This window comes from Thermocoleostomius sinensis A174, assembly GCF_026802175.1.
GTDB lineage: Bacteria > Cyanobacteriota > Cyanobacteriia > Elainellales > Elainellaceae > Thermocoleostomius > Thermocoleostomius sinensis.
The window spans coordinates 5284093-5300319 of sequence record NZ_CP113797.1 but is presented as its reverse complement, the minus strand read 5'-3'; the positions used below and the strand labels follow the sequence as shown (position 1 = coordinate 5300319).

Here is a 16227-nt window from a genome sequence, read left to right as displayed (position 1 = left end):
CCGCGACAGGGGTGATTTAGGGTGGTAAGTCTGATAGATCATAGATTTTGGTGATTCATTAGCTCCAACAGATAATCTTCAAGCAACCAACTCACCAAGGATCGAGCCGCATAATGGTGCTGTTGTGCGGCGGCAGATATTCTCGAATTCCTACTGATAACCTCCGTTCTATCCGCACCAACGCAGTGTTAGGCGGTTCAGCGGCTATAGGGTTGCTCCAGACGCAAACCAGGAATAACTCGATAGTGCTTCACATTGAAAGTACAGAGAGTTGCATTGCGTCCAATGGCACAAGCAGCAAGCAAGGCATCAATCAGTCCGACCTTGTGAGACAGGTGATAGGCTGTGAAATCAGAGAGGGCACGGGCGCAGTCAGTTTCAGTAGTCCACACTATCGGCAACGGGGCAACAAGCTGTAGAACCTTACGCACCTGTTGCTTATCTTGAGCATCTTGAATCAACTCCATCACAACAAAACCAGGAATGCTTGGAAGTTCTGGGAGAGAGGCGAACCAAGCTAGAGCGGGCGAGTAACCTCGCTGAATGTCGATCATGACATCAGTATCGACTATGTACATTTGCTACCTAAGCCCGCTCACGGTGTTCAGCTTGGTCGCGTAACCTGCGTGCGTACTCCTGACTGTCAGTGATATCAGTCCGGGAACTAACCACCCCAATGCTTTCCCAATAGGTAACAAGTTCTACCCCTGTTTTGGGAGGATTTTGGAGAAAAGGGCGAAAGGAAAGAACTCGCAGAATATACTCTGCCAGAGGTAGATTCAGTTGTGATGCTTCATTGGCTAGCTCACGTTCTAGCTCTGAAGGTAGCTCTAGGGTGATATTCATAGTTGCTCTATCCGTTAGTAGATAATGCCGTGATTTCTCTCAGCGCAACTTTGACATGTGCCATCATTATGCATCCAACCACAAGGGTTTCGCTGTTGGCACTCCTGACAAACTTGAAAATAACGCTTGTCTTGTAGAACTCCCAAAATCTTGGACTCAATTTCCTTAGTTGAGGATTTTATTGGAAGCGCAGTAGCTACTGCCCAATTAGATGCAGACTCGTGGGGATGTGGCCAGGATATGTGGCAGACGAAGATCTTAAGTTCAGCATCCCCCTGCTCAACTTTTATAAATTTGGAGATAATCTCTGTGTCATTCATAACGCTAATTACTTCATGAATACCTAGCCTAACGTTCCCAATCAGCGGCGGCAGATCACCTCGAACTCGGCACCAGCAATTCTCGTCCGTCCGCTGCGTTGGAGTTGTTGGGATGCTGGCTGCAACCTAGATCCAACCTAACGCCCAGTCACTTCAACTAGCGCCTCTTGAAGCACTTCATCACTGACACCATGGCGCTTCAAACTTGCAATCAACGCAGACACCGTATCGCCTTCTAAACGCTCTAAGTCAGTCCGCAACCCTTGCCCAATATAAGCCCGCACTAGAGGCTGATACCCGGAGAAACCAAGCAATGGGGCAACTCGCTTCAAATCCTCAATCACATCTTCAGGCATCCGAATTGTAATCGTCGTCATGGGACGATTCCGATCTAACCGCTTTTTCAACGCTTCAGCTTTCATAATATTCCCGCTCCTTGCGTGTCGCTCTGCGAGCCGAGATGATCCGAATGATGTCGTTTTCGCGCTCAATGAAGACAACGTATAACAAATTCCAACGTTGATCTAACCCAATAATGGCATCTCGGGCCTTGTCGTTACGACTCGCATCAACCACCACAAGCAGTGGATCAAAGAAGGCTTCTGCGGCTTGCTGAAACGTGACACCGTCATGTTTATCGGGTTAATTCTGGCCTTTTCATCATTTCAGACAAAACTAATGCCGTTGAGCACGAAATACACATCCATGCTCGTAGTGTAAGCAAGCCGTATTTACATTGTCAATACATATTTCGTATCCTGAGGCGTTGACGCGATCACTTTCGGCACTCAACAGAAGCGATTTGAGTACCGTCCCAACCGAAGGCTAAAGCAGCCCAACACTGATCTAGGTAGCAGCGTGACCCTACAATTTGTCTTCTTCTCGCTGGTGGTGATACTGATTTGTTGTCAGTTTTGTTTAATCAGTTGTGCAGTTCCCGCACTGCGAAATTTAGAAGATGAGATACCAGATCATGACCATACCACAGAACAAAAAATAGAATAGCACAGGTTAAAACGGTACGTCTGCATCTGGATCGCCGTCTATATCAGTATCTATCTCGCTGGAGGCTTCACTGTCTTCACCACCTCCCACTGTAAGGGCTTGCTCTGTAGAAGCAATTGGCATAGTTTCAGAAATTTCGTCATCCAGGTTAACAATTTCACCATTAAAGAATTGCGCCATACTGCGGGCGGCGTCTTTTACCTCATCAGCATTGTTGTCCCAAATTGGGGAGACAGGTTCCTCGATAGAAGGGACAGAAGAATCGGAAGCTGGGGGGATGGAAGCAGACGGTGGGTAGGTGGGTGAAGATTCGTGAGTGGTTTGGGTCGATCGTGGAGTTGAGGGATTTTTTGTGATCCGACGCGGGGGCGGGGCACTGGTCGCAGACCCATTTGTGGTTGTAGACCCATCTGACAGAGTGCCAGGTTCTGCATCAGGGACGCTGGTAATTTCGAGAGAGACGCGCACTTTCTGCTGATACACCGCTTCAAAGGCAGCTTCAATGCTAGGTAATTGTTTTTTGCCCATTTGAAACAACGGCTGCGACTTAAAGCCAATGCGGGCTTCTTGTCCATCAAAAGCCAGTAAATGTCCCTGCTGTTGCAGCAATACTTGCGTGCCACGAAACCGTATTTGGGCAATGATCTCCTGCCAAATTTGTTCTAAATCCACAGCACTTTCGGATGTGCCTGCGTCGGTCGCTTCGATCGCCTCTACGGGTTCTGCTTCAACCACAGGTTCAACAGAGGGCGGTAGCGGTTCTGAAACAGGGGGTGTGGGCTGGACAGGCTGACTCGGTGCAAACTGAGTCGATCGACGGTCTGCGGCTGGCGGCTCGACTGGCAGTGGAGGAGTATTGGCAACTGTCCTGGTTTTGTTGGCGGTGGGTGGGGGGGTCGAACGCGCAGAACGAGTGGTTCGGTCGGCTCCAGGATTAACATCTGGAATGCGATCGCCAGTTTTCGATGGGGATGCAGGGGATAGAGAGATACTCGCAAGAGCGGAAGGCAAGAGTCCCATTAAGGTTACTTCCAACCATAATCGCGGTTGGGTGGTATTTTTCACCTGTACTTCGCTTTCTCGCAAATATTGTTGCCCTTGCAAGATGGCGCTGAGGCTGAGATCTTGCACTAGTTCTACCATATCTGCCCAGGTGGGTGCCGTAATCGCTACTAGATCATGGCGATCGGGACTGGTTTTGGCAATCAACAAATCTCGATAGAAGCTAGCCAAATTTTGCAGTACAATCAACGGTTCGCGCCCTCGATCCATCAAGCGTCGGGCCCGATCGAGTACTGTGGTGGCGTCATCCTGTCCGATCGCCTGTACTAAAGCCAGCAAGTCTCGCTCTGGCACGGCTCCGACCAAATCCCACACTCGTTCAGCGGTAATCTGTCCTTCTAATAGGCTCAGTTGATCGAGCAAGCTTTGAGCATCGCGCAGCCCGCCTTGTGAAATTTGCGCCACTAACAAGAGGGCCTCTGGGGTAATATTGATCCCCTCTGCATTGGCAATTTTTCTCAAATGCTGCACCATTGCTTCGAGGGGAATCCGCCGGAAGTCGAACCGCTGACAGCGCGAAATAATTGTAGGTAAGACTCGCTGGGGATCAGTGGTGGCTAGCACAAAAACAACGCGATCGGGCGGTTCTTCTAGGGTTTTAAGCAAGGCATTGAATGCGGCAGTGCTGAGCATGTGGCATTCATCCACTACATAGACCTTATAGCGGCACTGAACCGGGGCAAACTGCGATCGTTCAATCAACTCTCGAATATTGTCCACGCCCGTATTGCTAGCGGCATCAATTTCAATCACATCCAGCGCCGAGCTATTGGCAATCATGCGGCAGGCTTCGCAGACCCCACAGGGCGTTTCAGTTGGGATTGGGCTATTCAAACAATTGAGCGATTTAGCCAAAATGCGGGCGCTGGAGGTTTTGCCCGTTCCTCTGGCCCCGGTGAAGAGGTAAGCAGGTGCAATTCGCTGTTGGCGCAGGGCATTGGTCAGCGTAGTGGCCACGGCTTCTTGCCCCACCAGTTCAGCGAAAGTTTGGGGGCGATATTTGTGATGGAGCGGCTCGTAGGGCATGGGCGGCAGGGAGAGATTCACCTCTAGAGTATGCGATCGACCGACGGACAAATGCACTCAGCAATGAACTATCTTAATCAAAAATCGCCTGGGCATTCATTATGACTCAGAATTTGCGGGCGATCGAATTTGACAGAGGATGTAGTTTTCAGCAATACCCTCGATTAGTTTACGCCAACGGACGATCGCAATTTGGCAAAGAGATTTGCATAAAGAGCGAATGCAACCCTCACCATACTTCCGTATTGTAAAAAGCGAGCGAAAGCTTCTCAGTTGATTAGAATTCGATTCGATCGACTGATGTGTAAGCAACTTTATCAAAGGAGTCTGGTATGGAACTAGAGAAAAACAACTCGCTGTTTACGGATCTAACCGATGATGAAGTGACTGCTCTCAATGGTGGCTATCGTCGTTGTATCGTTCGCCGTGTTTATCGTTGTTTCTGGCGACGGACGTGGTTCGGTGTCCGCCGAGTTTGTGCTTTCCAAATTCAGCGTTTCTGCTACTAAGTTCTGAAACTTGGTGAATGAAAGCATTACCAAAATGCATCAATGACTGTTAAGAGTCAATCAACTGTAACTAGTTCATTTGCAATCAATGTTATCAAGGGAGTCTGGTATGGAACTAGAGAAGGACAACTCGCTGTTTACAGATCTAACCGATGATGAAACAGCCGCTCTCAATGGTGGTTATTTCTGCGTTCGTCGCTTTGTGCGTCGTTGTTTCCGTCGCTGGACATGGTATGGACCTGTAATTATTTGTCGATTTGTTCCGGTGATCATCTGCTACTAAGTTCATAACTCGATAAATAACCATATTGCTAGAATTTACTAGCAACTGTTAACAGGTTTTGGTTAATCCAAAGAACGATCGTTCATTCAAATCATTAATCGATTAAAACAGGGGGCATTTCACCGAGAAATGTCCCCTTTTCACACAAATGCTTACATAGAGTAATTCATCTTGCACTTTTCTGCCATTTCTATGACAGAGATAATCCATCGATCGCTCCCCGTTTGGCAATCAAGTTGACAGACAAGGGGAACGCTTCTCACCAAGTTTCTTTGTATCGTATGACCAACGGAGAAAAACCGACTTGTGCAAGCGATCGCAAAATCAACCACTCGATCATCTGCACAACACAATGATCAGCAGCGAGTACGGAGTCTAGACGATGAAATACCATTACGTGCAACAACTTGGTGAAGAAGATTGCGGAGCCGCGTGTTTAGCGTCTGTCGTTCGACATCATGGTGCAAGGCTCAGCATTAGTTGCATTCGAGAGATTGTAGGAACCGGGCAGCAAGGTACAAATCTGTGGGGTTTGCAGCAAGGGGCCAATGACTTGGGCTTTAATACACGCCCGGTCAAAGCATCACCTGAAGTACTAAATCGGATTAACGAAGCCCCACTACCGGCTATTATTCACTGGAAAGGCAATCACTGGGTTGTGCTGTATGGTAAGCAAGGTAAGCAGTTTGTAGTCGTTGATCCGGCGATCGGCGTGCGGCGTCTGTCAGCAACCGAGCTAGCTGAAGGATGGAACGATTGGGTGATGCTGTTGCTAGAGCCAGACCCCAGCCGCTTCAGTACGGATATCACCGGAACAGACAAGGATGCAGGCGGTTTTGGCCGCTTCTTTCAGCGCATCTATCTATATCGCGGCATGTTGAGCCAAGCATTGATGCTGAACTTGGTGATTGGATTGCTATCATTGGCATCACCGATTCTGCTACAGATTCTCACCGATGACGTGTTAGTGCGTGGCGATCTCAAGTTACTGAATACAGTCGCGATTGCAGTTTTAGCAATGACCGTTGTGAGTAACATTTTAGAGTGGGTACAGGCAAATCTCATTACTCACTTTGCTCAGCGATTAGAACTAGGACTGGTTCTAGAATTCTGTAAACGCTTATTGCATTTGCCGCTAAGTTACTATGAATCGCGCCGCAGTGGTGAAGTCGTCAGCCGTCTACAAGACATTCAGCAACTGAATCATCTTGTTTCCCAGGTGATTGTTAACTTGCCCAGCCAGTCGTTTGTCGCCATTCTGTCGGTAGCACTGATGCTGTTTTACAGTTGGAAGCTGTCAATCGTCGCACTGATGATTGCTATTGCCATGTCGGTCTGCGTAGTCATTGTGCAACCGACGCTGCGCCGCAAAACTCAAGCGTTGCTAGTCACAGATACCGAGAATCAGGGTGTATTGGTAGAGACCTTCAAAGGTGCACTGACGCTGAAGACCATGACGGCGGCTCCTCGGTTTTGGCAAGAATTTCAAAAACGCTACAGTGTACTGGCTAATCTCAGCCTCCGGACAAACCAATTGAGTATCATGAACAACTCGTTTGCTGGATTAGTGTCTGGTGCAGGCGGTATTGCATTACTTTGGTTTGGCGGCAATCTAGTGATCAATCCGGCTGAAAACTTCAGCATTGGGCAACTGCTGGCATTCAAAGCCATGAACGACAATTTCTCGTACTTCATTAGCACCGTTGTCAGTTTTGTTGATGAATATACGCGCATCAAGGCGGCGGCTCATCGCTTATCTGAAGTGACACAAGCAGTTCCTGAAGATTTAGAAGATGCACAAAAACCATCTGCAACGATCGCCGCTGATGCTGAAATTGTCTGTGATAACGTTAGCTTCAACTATCAAAATCGCGACGATCTGCTGGATAATTTCTCGATGCGCATTCCCGGCGGGCAAGTGACGGCTATCATTGGTCAGTCAGGATGTGGTAAAAGCACGCTAGCCAAGCTGTTAGCTGGTCTTTATTCACCTCAGTCGGGCAACATTCGGATTGGCGCTTACAATCAACAAGATTTATCGCTAGATAGTCTAAGAAAACAGGTAGTGCTGGTCTCGCAGGAACCTCATTTCTGGAATCGATCGATTCTAGAGAATTTTCAACTTGCAGATATCAATGCCAGCTTTGATCAGGTAGTTGAAGTGTGTCAGGTAACAGGTGCAGATGGATTCATTAGTAATTTACCAAACAAGTATCAGACAATTCTAGGAGAATTTGCTACAAATCTATCAGGTGGACAACGGCAACGATTAGCGATCGCTCGGGCTTTGCTTAATAATCCTCCTGTGTTGATTTTAGATGAATCAACGTCTGGGTTGGATGCCGCTAGTGAAATAAACGTACTCGATCAGTTGTTTGCCTATCGTCGCGGTAAGACGACAGTCTTGATTAGCCATCGTCCAGCGGTGATTCAACGCGCTGATTGGGTACTGCTCTTGGAACAAGGGCGAGTGAAGCTGCAAGGCACTCCTGCCGATATCTTTGCCAATACAGGTAATCGACTGGATGCGCTGTATGGAGAAGCCCCAGACAGAAACAGCTTCGATCGGTAGGTTTATTTCAGTCCACAAATAGACAGATTAAGTATCTTTCATTTCTCTATTGTTGATTAATCAAGAAGGTGGTTCATGGTTCAGATTTTTAAACCCAAATCCGACTCTGCTTCATCCTCTCAGCCTTCTCAATCTGCACTCGACGCCATTCCTCTGATTAAGGCTGATGAATTTCTACCATCTATTAGTCGCTGGATCACCTTCAGTGGTTATTTCTTAGTTGGAGCCATCGGATGTACAATCGCGCTAGCAGCCGTGACAAGATATAACGTTGCGGTAAAAGCCGATGCAACGGTGCGACCAGACGGGGACTTACGAGTCGTGCAGACTGAATTAGAAGGAACAATCAAACAAATAGAAGTTACGGAAAATCAAACCGTGCGCCAAGGTGACATTGTGGCGTATTTAGACGATACAAAATTACAAATTCAAAAAAACCAGCTACAGGCCAGTGTGCAACAAGGGCAATTACAACTGGATCAATTTGATGCGCAAATTCGCCTGTTGAACGCGCAAATTGCGGCCGAAAATCGATCGATCGATGGGTCAATTGCCGCCGCCGAGGCAGAAACTCGACGCAATCAGCGCGAATTGGAAGAACGACAAGTTACTACCCAAGCCGATTTTGAAGAGGCAGAGGCATCGCTAGCATATGCCAGAGAAGAACGCGATCGCTATGAACGTCTTGTAAGCGTTGGGGCCGTATCAGATTTGCAGCTTCGCGAAAAAGAAACGGCCCTCCGGGGTGCCGAAGCCCGACTGGAACGAGCACGAGCAGCCCTCAATCCCACTACTGCCAGCGTTAATGCGGCTCAGGAACAGGTGACACAACAGGTAGCGAGAGGACAAGCCACGATCGCTGAACTTCGCAAAGAACGAGAATCCCTGATTCAGCGTCGTTCGGAAGCACAAACTCAGTTAATTCGCGATCAGACTCAACTAGAACAAACCGAGCGCGATTTAGAAGGAACAATTATTCGGGCAACGACGACGGGCACGGTGTTGAAGCTAAATCTGTCTAATCCCAATCAGATTGTGCGGGCAGGAGACAGCATTGCGCAAATTGCTCCACATGATGCCCCGCTCGTGATCAAAGCCTCGGTCGCCAACCAAGATATTGACAAAGTAGAAGTTGGACAACTTGCCAAGGTTCGAGTTAACGCTTGTCCTTATCCTGATTACGGGGTATTGCAGGGCAACGTGATTGCCGTTGCCCCGGATGTGGCTTCCCAAGAGAATCAATCAACCGATTCTACAAGCTCACAAAACTCCAGTTCCAATTCCAACAGTCGATCGTTTGAAGTGATCATTCAACCCGATCGTCCAGCGTTGGTGCGCCACAACCGAGAATGTCAAATTCAGGCGGGCATGGAAGCCTCGGCCACGATTGTGTCTAGGGAAGAGACTTTCTTGCAGTTTGTTCTGCGCAAAGCTCGAATTTGGACAGATCTATAAGCGGCTATAACCCCAAATCCACGGCAATGCGATGGGCACAGGCAAATCCCGAAAAGGCTACAGCATTCAGTCCTTGGCCAGGAAATGTGCTGTCGCCCACACAATACAATCCTGGAATGGCGGTGCGATTAAAGGGCATTCCCAACAAACCCATCAGTTTACGGCGGGGAATTGGCCCATAGGTGCCGTCATCTCGGCCCAAAAAGCGGCGATGGGTGCGCGGAGTTCCAGCTTCCTGATAGTCAAGTCCGGCTGCAAGTCCGGGAAAAATGGCTTCAAGGCGATCGACCAGTTCTGCGGCAACTTCTTCTTTTTTGGCTTCATAGTCTTTCGACGATAATCCCTGCCAGTTTTCAATCCAATCGGGCGTAAATGCATGAACAATATGATGTCCCGCAGGAGCCAAACTCGGATCGAGCACTGTGGGAATGGAAACCAAAATGGTGCCTCTAGTCGCTTCCATTTTTTGCCAATCTTCCAGCAGAATGTGATGGCAATCAGTGCCTGTCGGCAATACCTCAGACCTGACGCCTAAATGCAAACTGAAGAAGCTAGGCGATTTTTGGTAGCGCTGCTGCCATTTTTGTTCCGATCGCGGCATTGACTCTGCTGGCAATAGTTTCTCGAATGTATCCCAGCGGGTGGCATTTGAGACCACCCGTTTCGCCCGCAACACCTCTCCTGTGGCCAGTTTCACCCCAACGGCTTTGCCCCGCTCCATGACAATATTTGTCACTCTGGCCTTATAGCGGATTTGGCTCCCTGCTTTTTCCAGTCCTTCTACTAGCTTTTGGGCAATTTGACCGACGCCACCCTTAGGATAGTGAATACCGCCATAGTGACGATCGCTAAACACCATGCCGGCATTAATCATCGGGGTGCGATCGGCTGGAACCACCGACCAGAAATAACATTCCAAATCAATGAACTTTAGTAAGGTGGGATCGGAAAGGTATCGACGGGCAACGTCTCCTGTGTTCTGCGGCAAATACTTGGCTAAGCCTAAACACGCCAACGGATTTTGAAAGAATACGCGCATCAAGTAACGAGGTTCTTCGAGGGAAAGGAGTTCGATTGCATTCAAGCAATTAAACACCTTCCAGCACTCATCATAAAATCTGCGAATACCAACCGCCTCATGGGGAAAATAGGCAATCAGTTCTTGCAAATACTTCTCATAATCCCGATGCACTTTTAGATCTAAATTGCCGGGCAGATGGTAGTGCAGCGACACGGGATCAGGGATTGTTTCTACTTTGACATGAACGGCATCGAGCGCGCGGGTCAGCAAATTGGTCGTACCTTCTGTGCCAAAACCAAACATCATCGAAGCCCCCACATCAAAGCGGTAGCCTTGACGCTCAAAATAGCCAGCACTGCCTCCCGGAATCAAGTAACGCTCTAGTACTAATACCTGTGCCCCTTTAGCAGCAAGCTGACTGGCCGTCACTAACCCTCCGATACCAGACCCAATCACAATCACATCCCAGTCTTCGAGTGAATCAGTCGTCTCATGTCGATCGGATGAAGTAGAAGCAACAGACTTAACCACATTGGCAGGGGGAAAAGCAGACATAAGCAAGTGTATCGATACCGTTTCGTTAAAAACTGATGCAATCAGCGTTGAAACCTGCACCAGTTAACTATCACCTACCAGTGTATCGATGGTTGTACCCCAAAAACTAGATGAGACCTAGACAAAAAAAGAGGGGTTAAGTCTGCCGACTACCCCCACTTGCCGATCCTTTGAGAGGAGAACACTATGAATAGATAATAGCCTTATTGCAAATCAATGTCAACATTGATGCAATATATTCTCATTTAATTAGAGTGTTGAAGTGGTGGAAGGCTATCCAGCGTTGGAGTTGGGGCGTTGTCGGGTCAGCGTTGCTGAACAGGTATGTCCCCCTGATGCAGCAGGCAAACGTTAGACTGATATTTTGGCCAATTATCTTGGCTAGCACAGAGACTAATTTTGTTATTGAGTCTGTCCCTATCTGTGGTTTAGAGTACAACCGATTGTTCCATCCTTCTCTACCCTGATTGGGGCGCTATTTGGTGTGATAAGTTTCTGATTTGATACTCACTCAAGGAAACAACCTATGTTGTATCGCTTTATTTCTATTTTATTGATGGGCTTACTGGGTCTAAGCTCGGTGTGGCTGCCAATCCGTCCAGCCCAAGCGGCAGGCTGTACACTCACGGCGATTGTCTGGGAGGGCTATACCGATTCTTCGTTTACAAAAGCCTTTGAAGACCAAACAGGCTGCGCGGTCAAGGCAACGTATGCTGGCTCTAGCGACGAGATGTTTGCCAAATTCCGCACGGGCGGCGGTCGCACCTATGACATCATTTCGGCATCGGGCGACATCACCGAGCGGCTCTATCAAGCTGGATTAGTGCAGCCGATTGATACCAGCAAGCTAGAAAACTATGACACTGTGTTTGAATCGTTTCAAGGTGGCAAGTGGAATACCTTCGACGGCAAACCCTATGGGGTTACGTTTGCTTGGGGCCCCAACGTCTTGGTTTACAATACTAAAGCAGTCAAGTCGGCTCCGTCGTCGTGGGATGTGTTGTTCGACTCGGACTATGCGGGCAAAATTGCCCTACCCGATAACCCAATGACGATCGCGGATGTAGCGCTGTGGCTGGGCAAACCTGATCCCTATGATCTGAGCGAGGCCGACTTAGCCGAAGTTAAAGACAAACTGCTGCAACTGCGTCCCAACATTCGGAAGTTCTGGACAACCGCAGGCGAACTGGCTAACCTGTTTCAATCGGGTGAAATTGTTCTAGCCCATGCCTGGCCGCTCACCTATACCCAACTCAGCGAAGCTGGATTTCCAATCGGCTCGGTCAGCCCTCAAGGGAAGCTCACGGGTTGGACAGATTCCTGGATGATTTCCAAAAAGTCTCGCAACCCTGATGTTGCATACCAGTGGATTGATTACATCCTTAGCGGAGCCGGACAAAAGGGCGTTATGGAGGTGACTGGGTATTCTGGAGCGACGACCTTGGGTGCAGAAGCGATCGGCCCAGAACGCGCCCACGAATTGTTTATGGATGATTTGTCGCTGCATTCACAAATCAACATGTGGCAAAGCGTTAAAAACTATGACCAATGGGTGCAACTGTGGAACGAAATTCGCAGCTAAGGTCAGTTGACAGCTAAGGTGCTATGAACGTACCTTAAGATGGGCAATACCTGCCTGACAGCCTAGCCGTCAAGCAGGTATTTTTGCTGAAAAGTTTTTGCTGAACATCATACTTCTGAAACAATGAGCCGTTAATTCATTGCTACCGAGCATCTGAACCATCGCCTATTGATGACATTTATTGATATTGAGCCATTTAACATCAGGAGTTGAAGAAGTTCATGCCCCAAGAGCCAGAAATGCTGTCGGCCCCAGCTTCAATTCGTTTCGCTGACTTACCTCCACCGGAAAAGCAACAACGCTTGCAAGAACTGGCTACCGTCTTTCTGAAACTGGGGACGATCGCCTTTGGAGGACCGGCTGCACACATTGCCATGATGAACGATGAGGTCGTGCGGCGTCGCCAATGGATGCCAGAGCAACGAATCCTAGATTTGTTGGGTGTCACTAGCCTCATTCCAGGCCCCAACTCCACCGAAATGGCTATCCTAATCGGCAATGAACGAGCCGGATGGCGCGGCTTGATGACCGCAGGCATTTGTTTCATTTTGCCGGCCATGCTGATGGTGTGGGGCTTAGCTATCCTGTATGTCCGCTCGCAATCAATCCCTCAGGTAGAGTGGGTACTGTACGGTGTCAAACCGGTAATTTTAGCGGTGATTGCCCAAGCGCTCTGGAAACTGGGCAAAAAAGCCATCAAAGATATTCCCACAGCAATCGCAGGTGTAGCCGCCATTGCTGCTTATTTCTTGGGACTAAATGAAGTTCTGGTGCTTGTCCTGGCAGGGGTGGGAATGATGTTGCTGCGAAATGGGCAATCGAATCGCCACAGCACTACTGGTTTGTTCTTATTGCCCGTTTCAAGCGTTTTGGCACAAGTAAATCCAACTGATGCGCCGCGATCGGTGGCATGGAGCAATGTGTTTCTGTTTTTCCTCAAAGTAGGGGCCGTGCTATATGGCAGTGGCTATGTGCTCTTGGCTTTTCTGCAACGCGATCTTGTCGAGCGCTGGCAGGTGCTTTCGTCACAGCAATTGTTGGATGCCATTGTTATTGGCGAGTTTACGCCGGGGCCAGTATTTACTACCGCCACGTTCATCGGCTATCTGCTAGCGGGCCATGCCGGAGCAATTGCGGCGACCCTAGGAATTTTTCTGCCATCGTTTCTCTTAGTTGCCATCATCAGCCCATTTGCTGCTCGCTTACGCCAATCTCGCTGGACGGCTGGCTTTTTAGATGGGGTTAATGCAGGGGCGTTGGGGTTAATGGCGGCCGTTACAGTCACGCTCCTAAGTGCGGCGATCGTCGATTGGAGCACGGCCAGTTTGGCTGTGCTTGGCTTAATTGCGGTATTTCGCTTTCAAGTAAACTCGGCATGGCTGGTGCTGGCAGGAGCCATAGCAGGGTTGGGGATGAGGGGATTGGGGGTTGGCGGTTAGGAATTCTCTGTTTTTTCTCGATCGCGCTTTACTATGAGAGTTCTGAAGTTCCTCGGAGACAGATGCCGTTAGGGGCAGGGTTCACTGAGGTGGAATGGTTTTGCCAGACCGCTAATCACAAAACCTGCCCTCATAGAAATGTTGAGATCGTCTTCATCGTTTATCCCTCATCCTTGCCAGTGCATTTCCAGGCTTCCCGTTATGAGATTTACACCCCTCGGTTGTGCTTACGTCCGCTCGATCGATCGAATTCTGCGGCGCTACACGCGATCGTAGTTCATCCTCAAGTCCGACGGTTTCTTTGTGATGATCAGATTGTGTCAGATCAACAAATTGCCGACTGGGTAGAGGAAAGCTTGATTTTGTTTCAACAGCACGGCTTTGGCCTGTGGGGCTTATTTTTTGCCACCGACTTACAGCGATTGATCGGCTTCTGCGGGTTCTGGTATTTCCACACACCGCCCGAACTGGAACTGGCGTATGGGTTAGCATTTGACTGTTGGAGACAAGGCCTGGCAACAGAAGCGGCCCGGGCCATGCTGCATTACGGCTTTCATACTCTAAAATTCGATCGCATAGCCGCCAGTACAGATGTGCCAAACATCGCGTCGCAGCGAGTGCTGGACAAGCTAGGCATGATCCCAGTCAGACGATCGCAAATAGCTGGGGCTGAACTGATTCACTACAGCATTGATAGTGCTGAATTCATGAATTCATATGATCATTCGTACTGCAACACTGACTGATATTCCATCCATGCTGCCCCTCGTTGCCAAAACATGTGCTTTCCACCAAGCCCTAGATCCAGCCAAGTATGGCTTTTTACCAAATCCAGAGCAACGCTACATGTCCTGGCTAGATCAATTAATGAAAAATTCGCGCCATGTATGTTTGGTGGCTGAAGATTCGATCGGCTCTGACCCGGTTCTTGTCGCGCTGTTGATTGCCACAGTAGAACGCGAAATTCCCATTTATCGAGTCAAGGAATATGGCTTTATTCATGATCTTTGGGTAGAGGAAGCCTATCGTCACCGAGGAGTAGCTCGGCAATTGATACAGCGGGCGATCGAACACTTTCGACAGGTAGGGGTTGAGCAGGTTCGACTGGATACTGCTGCCAACAACGAAATCGCTCGCAAGTTGTTTACCACCTGCGGCTTCCGGGTCAGCATGGTGGAAATGCTGATCGAGCTATAGCCTATGTTTAAGCCGCCTATGTTTAAGCCGCACCACCGGACCTACAAACGCTGCATCAACCTTAACCCGTGGGTATCAGTACCACAGGTATTAAGCAACCCGTACATCGTGCCTAGAGCAGATACTTCCATCATTTGCTTGGGGCTGGGTTCCCAAGGTGACGGATTGCCGTAGGCATAGTAGGTTTCAATGCCATCAATACCTAACCGCGAGGCTTCTGGAATTAGCATGGCAGGCGATCGACGGTAACGCGCCGGATGGGCTAAAACTGCCAACCCACCTGCTTCATGGATAGACTGAATCACTCGCTCAGCGCGGTAAGCAGCCCCCACAGCCGTGCCTCCTTGTTGATAGGGGCGCAGCGCTCCGTGGTCGGGATCAAAGGCATAGGCCAGAATATGCACTTCAATTCCCAGCATCTCTGCATTAATTTCCATCCCTGTCCATAGGGTTGGAGCATTGCAAGCACGAGGAGTATCAAACGACGACCACAACCAATTCTCTAGCCACTCTTGCGCCTTGCGGTAGCCATTAACTGTGTGGTGGTCAGTAATCGCCAGCCCTTGCACTCCGATCGCAATTGCTTGTTCAATCACCTGTTCAGGTTGCAGTTTGCCATCCGAACAAACGGTATGAATATGAAAGTTAAACAGGTAGGGACAACTCTCGGCCGTAATTGTCTCAAAAATTGCTCGAAGGGCTAGCGAGTCCTGTGCTGCTGACCAAACTGAATGCCGAGCCAGATCGACAGCCATAATTCCCTTAACGCTTAGTTACATGTTGCTTTCTACTATACATCTAGGATCAAAGAATCGGGGGAGGGGGGATGCGGAGAATGGTTCTTTTCTAGCCCTCTCGCGGCAACAAGAGAGCGACCGCATAGGCAGCAATGCCTTCTTCTCGTCCGATCGGGCCCAATTTTTCGTTGGTAGTCGCTTTAACGCTAATTTGGTCTGGAACGATCTGCAAAATACTGGCTAGGCGATCGCGCATAGCCGGTAAATGAGGTTTCAGTTTGGGACGTTCTGCTACAACCACAGAATCCAGATTGCCAATTTTCCAGCCCTTCGACTGAATTAATGCATTGACTTGAGCTAACAGTTTCAGGCTATCGGCTCCGGCCCATTGGGGATCGCTTGGCGGGAAGTAATGTCCAATATCACCTAGACTCAAGGCTCCTAGCATCGCGTCCATGATGGCATGGGTCAGCACATCAGCATCGCTATGACCCAGCAGTCCTAGGTCATGCGGAATCTGAATACCGCCTAAAATTAACGGACGATCGCTCACCAAGCGATGAATATCATAACCATTGCCAATGCGGAGATTCATGAATTTAGCTGCAATGAAATTGA

General features: G+C 49.0%; 15 protein-coding genes and 1 pseudogene. 8 read left to right on the top strand and 8 right to left on the bottom strand.

All coding sequences use genetic code 11. The features are described from left to right. Window positions 1-197: 197 nt before the first annotated feature. From OXH18_RS22980 to OXH18_RS22960, 5 genes and pseudogenes are all read right to left on the bottom strand, one after another. On the bottom strand, window positions 198-578 hold the full coding sequence (locus OXH18_RS22980; protein WP_268609830.1) for a PIN domain-containing protein: 381 nt from the start codon (window positions 576-578) through the stop codon (window positions 198-200). A gap of 7 nt (window positions 579-585) precedes the next feature. Further along, window positions 586-846, bottom strand: coding sequence for a hypothetical protein (locus OXH18_RS22975; protein ID WP_268609829.1), 261 nt, complete (start codon window positions 844-846; stop codon window positions 586-588). 457 nt (window positions 847-1303) lie between these two features. Next, window positions 1304-1588 (bottom strand): hypothetical protein, encoded by a 285-nt coding sequence (locus OXH18_RS22970; RefSeq protein WP_315874620.1) that lies wholly within the window; start codon window positions 1586-1588, stop codon window positions 1304-1306. Beyond that, window positions 1578-1813 (bottom strand): annotated as a pseudogene (locus tag OXH18_RS22965) (BrnT family toxin). Before OXH18_RS22965 ends, OXH18_RS22970 begins: the two are co-directional and overlap by 11 nt. A 364-nt stretch (window positions 1814-2177) precedes the next feature. Then, the gene (locus tag OXH18_RS22960; RefSeq protein ID WP_268613239.1) at window positions 2178-4259 is read right to left on the bottom strand and encodes a DNA polymerase III subunit gamma/tau; all 2082 of its coding nucleotides are present in this window, start codon (window positions 4257-4259) and stop codon (window positions 2178-2180) included. 332 nt (window positions 4260-4591) lie between these two features. Between OXH18_RS22960 and OXH18_RS22955 the strand changes: the two genes are divergently transcribed. The 4 genes from OXH18_RS22955 to OXH18_RS22940 all read left to right on the top strand — a co-directional run bounded on the left by OXH18_RS22955 (window position 4592) and on the right by OXH18_RS22940 (window position 9078). Further along, window positions 4592-4768 carry a hypothetical protein gene (locus tag OXH18_RS22955; RefSeq protein WP_268609826.1) on the top strand — a complete coding sequence of 59 codons (177 nt, stop codon included), beginning with the start codon at window positions 4592-4594 and terminating at the stop codon, window positions 4766-4768. 109 nt (window positions 4769-4877) lie between these two features. After that, window positions 4878-5051: a hypothetical protein gene (locus OXH18_RS22950; RefSeq protein ID WP_268609825.1), complete on the top strand. Its 174-nt coding sequence runs from the start codon at window positions 4878-4880 to the stop codon at window positions 5049-5051. A 382-nt stretch (window positions 5052-5433) separates the two neighbouring features. After that, the gene (locus OXH18_RS22945) at window positions 5434-7623 is read left to right on the top strand and encodes a peptidase domain-containing ABC transporter (RefSeq protein ID WP_268609823.1); all 2190 of its coding nucleotides are present in this window, start codon (window positions 5434-5436) and stop codon (window positions 7621-7623) included. Window positions 7624-7698: 75 nt separating this feature from the next. Continuing rightward, window positions 7699-9078: an HlyD family secretion protein gene (locus OXH18_RS22940; RefSeq protein ID WP_268609822.1), complete on the top strand. Its 1380-nt coding sequence runs from the start codon at window positions 7699-7701 to the stop codon at window positions 9076-9078. Window positions 9079-9082: 4 nt separating this feature from the next. Here OXH18_RS22940 and crtH read toward each other — a convergent pair whose 3' ends face one another. Beyond that, the gene (gene crtH / locus OXH18_RS22935) at window positions 9083-10654 is read right to left on the bottom strand and encodes a carotenoid isomerase (protein ID WP_268609821.1); all 1572 of its coding nucleotides are present in this window, start codon (window positions 10652-10654) and stop codon (window positions 9083-9085) included. A 526-nt stretch (window positions 10655-11180) separates the two neighbouring features. Between crtH and OXH18_RS22930 the strand changes: the two genes are divergently transcribed. The 4 genes from OXH18_RS22930 to OXH18_RS22915 all read left to right on the top strand — a co-directional run bounded on the left by OXH18_RS22930 (window position 11181) and on the right by OXH18_RS22915 (window position 14872). After that, on the top strand, window positions 11181-12236 hold the full coding sequence (locus OXH18_RS22930; RefSeq protein ID WP_268609819.1) for an ABC transporter substrate-binding protein: 1056 nt from the start codon (window positions 11181-11183) through the stop codon (window positions 12234-12236). A gap of 221 nt (window positions 12237-12457) precedes the next feature. Further along, entirely contained in the window at window positions 12458-13675 is a 1218-nt protein-coding gene (gene chrA, locus OXH18_RS22925) for a chromate efflux transporter (RefSeq protein WP_268609818.1), read from the top strand. Further along, window positions 13612-14421 (top strand): GNAT family N-acetyltransferase, encoded by an 810-nt coding sequence (locus tag OXH18_RS22920; protein ID WP_268609817.1) that lies wholly within the window; start codon window positions 13612-13614, stop codon window positions 14419-14421. Before chrA ends, OXH18_RS22920 begins: the two co-directional genes overlap by 64 nt. Continuing rightward, a complete protein-coding gene (locus OXH18_RS22915) occupies window positions 14393-14872 on the top strand; it encodes a GNAT family N-acetyltransferase (RefSeq protein WP_268609816.1) in 480 nt (159 codons plus the stop codon). The genes OXH18_RS22920 and OXH18_RS22915 overlap by 29 nt, the downstream gene beginning before the upstream one ends. A gap of 41 nt (window positions 14873-14913) precedes the next feature. Here OXH18_RS22915 and OXH18_RS22910 read toward each other — a convergent pair whose 3' ends face one another. Continuing rightward, window positions 14914-15627 (bottom strand): PHP domain-containing protein, encoded by a 714-nt coding sequence (locus OXH18_RS22910; protein WP_268609815.1) that lies wholly within the window; start codon window positions 15625-15627, stop codon window positions 14914-14916. A gap of 91 nt (window positions 15628-15718) precedes the next feature. Further along, complete coding sequence (gene ispF / locus OXH18_RS22905; RefSeq protein WP_268609814.1) at window positions 15719-16204, bottom strand: 2-C-methyl-D-erythritol 2,4-cyclodiphosphate synthase; 486 nt, start codon at window positions 16202-16204, stop codon at window positions 15719-15721. Window positions 16205-16227: the final 23 nt, after the last annotated feature.

Coding starts and splice junctions, on each gene's coding strand:
- OXH18_RS22950 (WP_268609825.1), top strand. CDS start 4,878: ATGGAACTAGAGAAGGACAACTCGCTGTTTACAGATCTAACCGATGAT.
- OXH18_RS22945 (WP_268609823.1), top strand. CDS start 5,434: ATGAAATACCATTACGTGCAACAACTTGGTGAAGAAGATTGCGGAGCC.
- OXH18_RS22930 (WP_268609819.1), top strand. CDS start 11,181: ATGTTGTATCGCTTTATTTCTATTTTATTGATGGGCTTACTGGGTCTA.
- OXH18_RS22920 (WP_268609817.1), top strand. CDS start 13,612: ATGGCTGGTGCTGGCAGGAGCCATAGCAGGGTTGGGGATGAGGGGATT.
- OXH18_RS22970 (WP_315874620.1), bottom strand. CDS start 1,588: ATGAAAGCTGAAGCGTTGAAAAAGCGGTTAGATCGGAATCGTCCCATG.
- chrA (WP_268609818.1), top strand. CDS start 12,458: ATGCCCCAAGAGCCAGAAATGCTGTCGGCCCCAGCTTCAATTCGTTTC.
- OXH18_RS22975 (WP_268609829.1), bottom strand. CDS start 846: ATGAATATCACCCTAGAGCTACCTTCAGAGCTAGAACGTGAGCTAGCC.
- OXH18_RS22915 (WP_268609816.1), top strand. CDS start 14,393: ATGATCATTCGTACTGCAACACTGACTGATATTCCATCCATGCTGCCC.
- ispF (WP_268609814.1), bottom strand. CDS start 16,204: ATGAATCTCCGCATTGGCAATGGTTATGATATTCATCGCTTGGTGAGC.
- OXH18_RS22910 (WP_268609815.1), bottom strand. CDS start 15,627: ATGGCTGTCGATCTGGCTCGGCATTCAGTTTGGTCAGCAGCACAGGAC.
- OXH18_RS22955 (WP_268609826.1), top strand. CDS start 4,592: ATGGAACTAGAGAAAAACAACTCGCTGTTTACGGATCTAACCGATGAT.
- crtH (WP_268609821.1), bottom strand. CDS start 10,654: ATGTCTGCTTTTCCCCCTGCCAATGTGGTTAAGTCTGTTGCTTCTACT.
- OXH18_RS22960 (WP_268613239.1), bottom strand. CDS start 4,259: ATGCCCTACGAGCCGCTCCATCACAAATATCGCCCCCAAACTTTCGCT.
- OXH18_RS22940 (WP_268609822.1), top strand. CDS start 7,699: ATGGTTCAGATTTTTAAACCCAAATCCGACTCTGCTTCATCCTCTCAG.
- OXH18_RS22980 (WP_268609830.1), bottom strand. CDS start 578: ATGTACATAGTCGATACTGATGTCATGATCGACATTCAGCGAGGTTAC.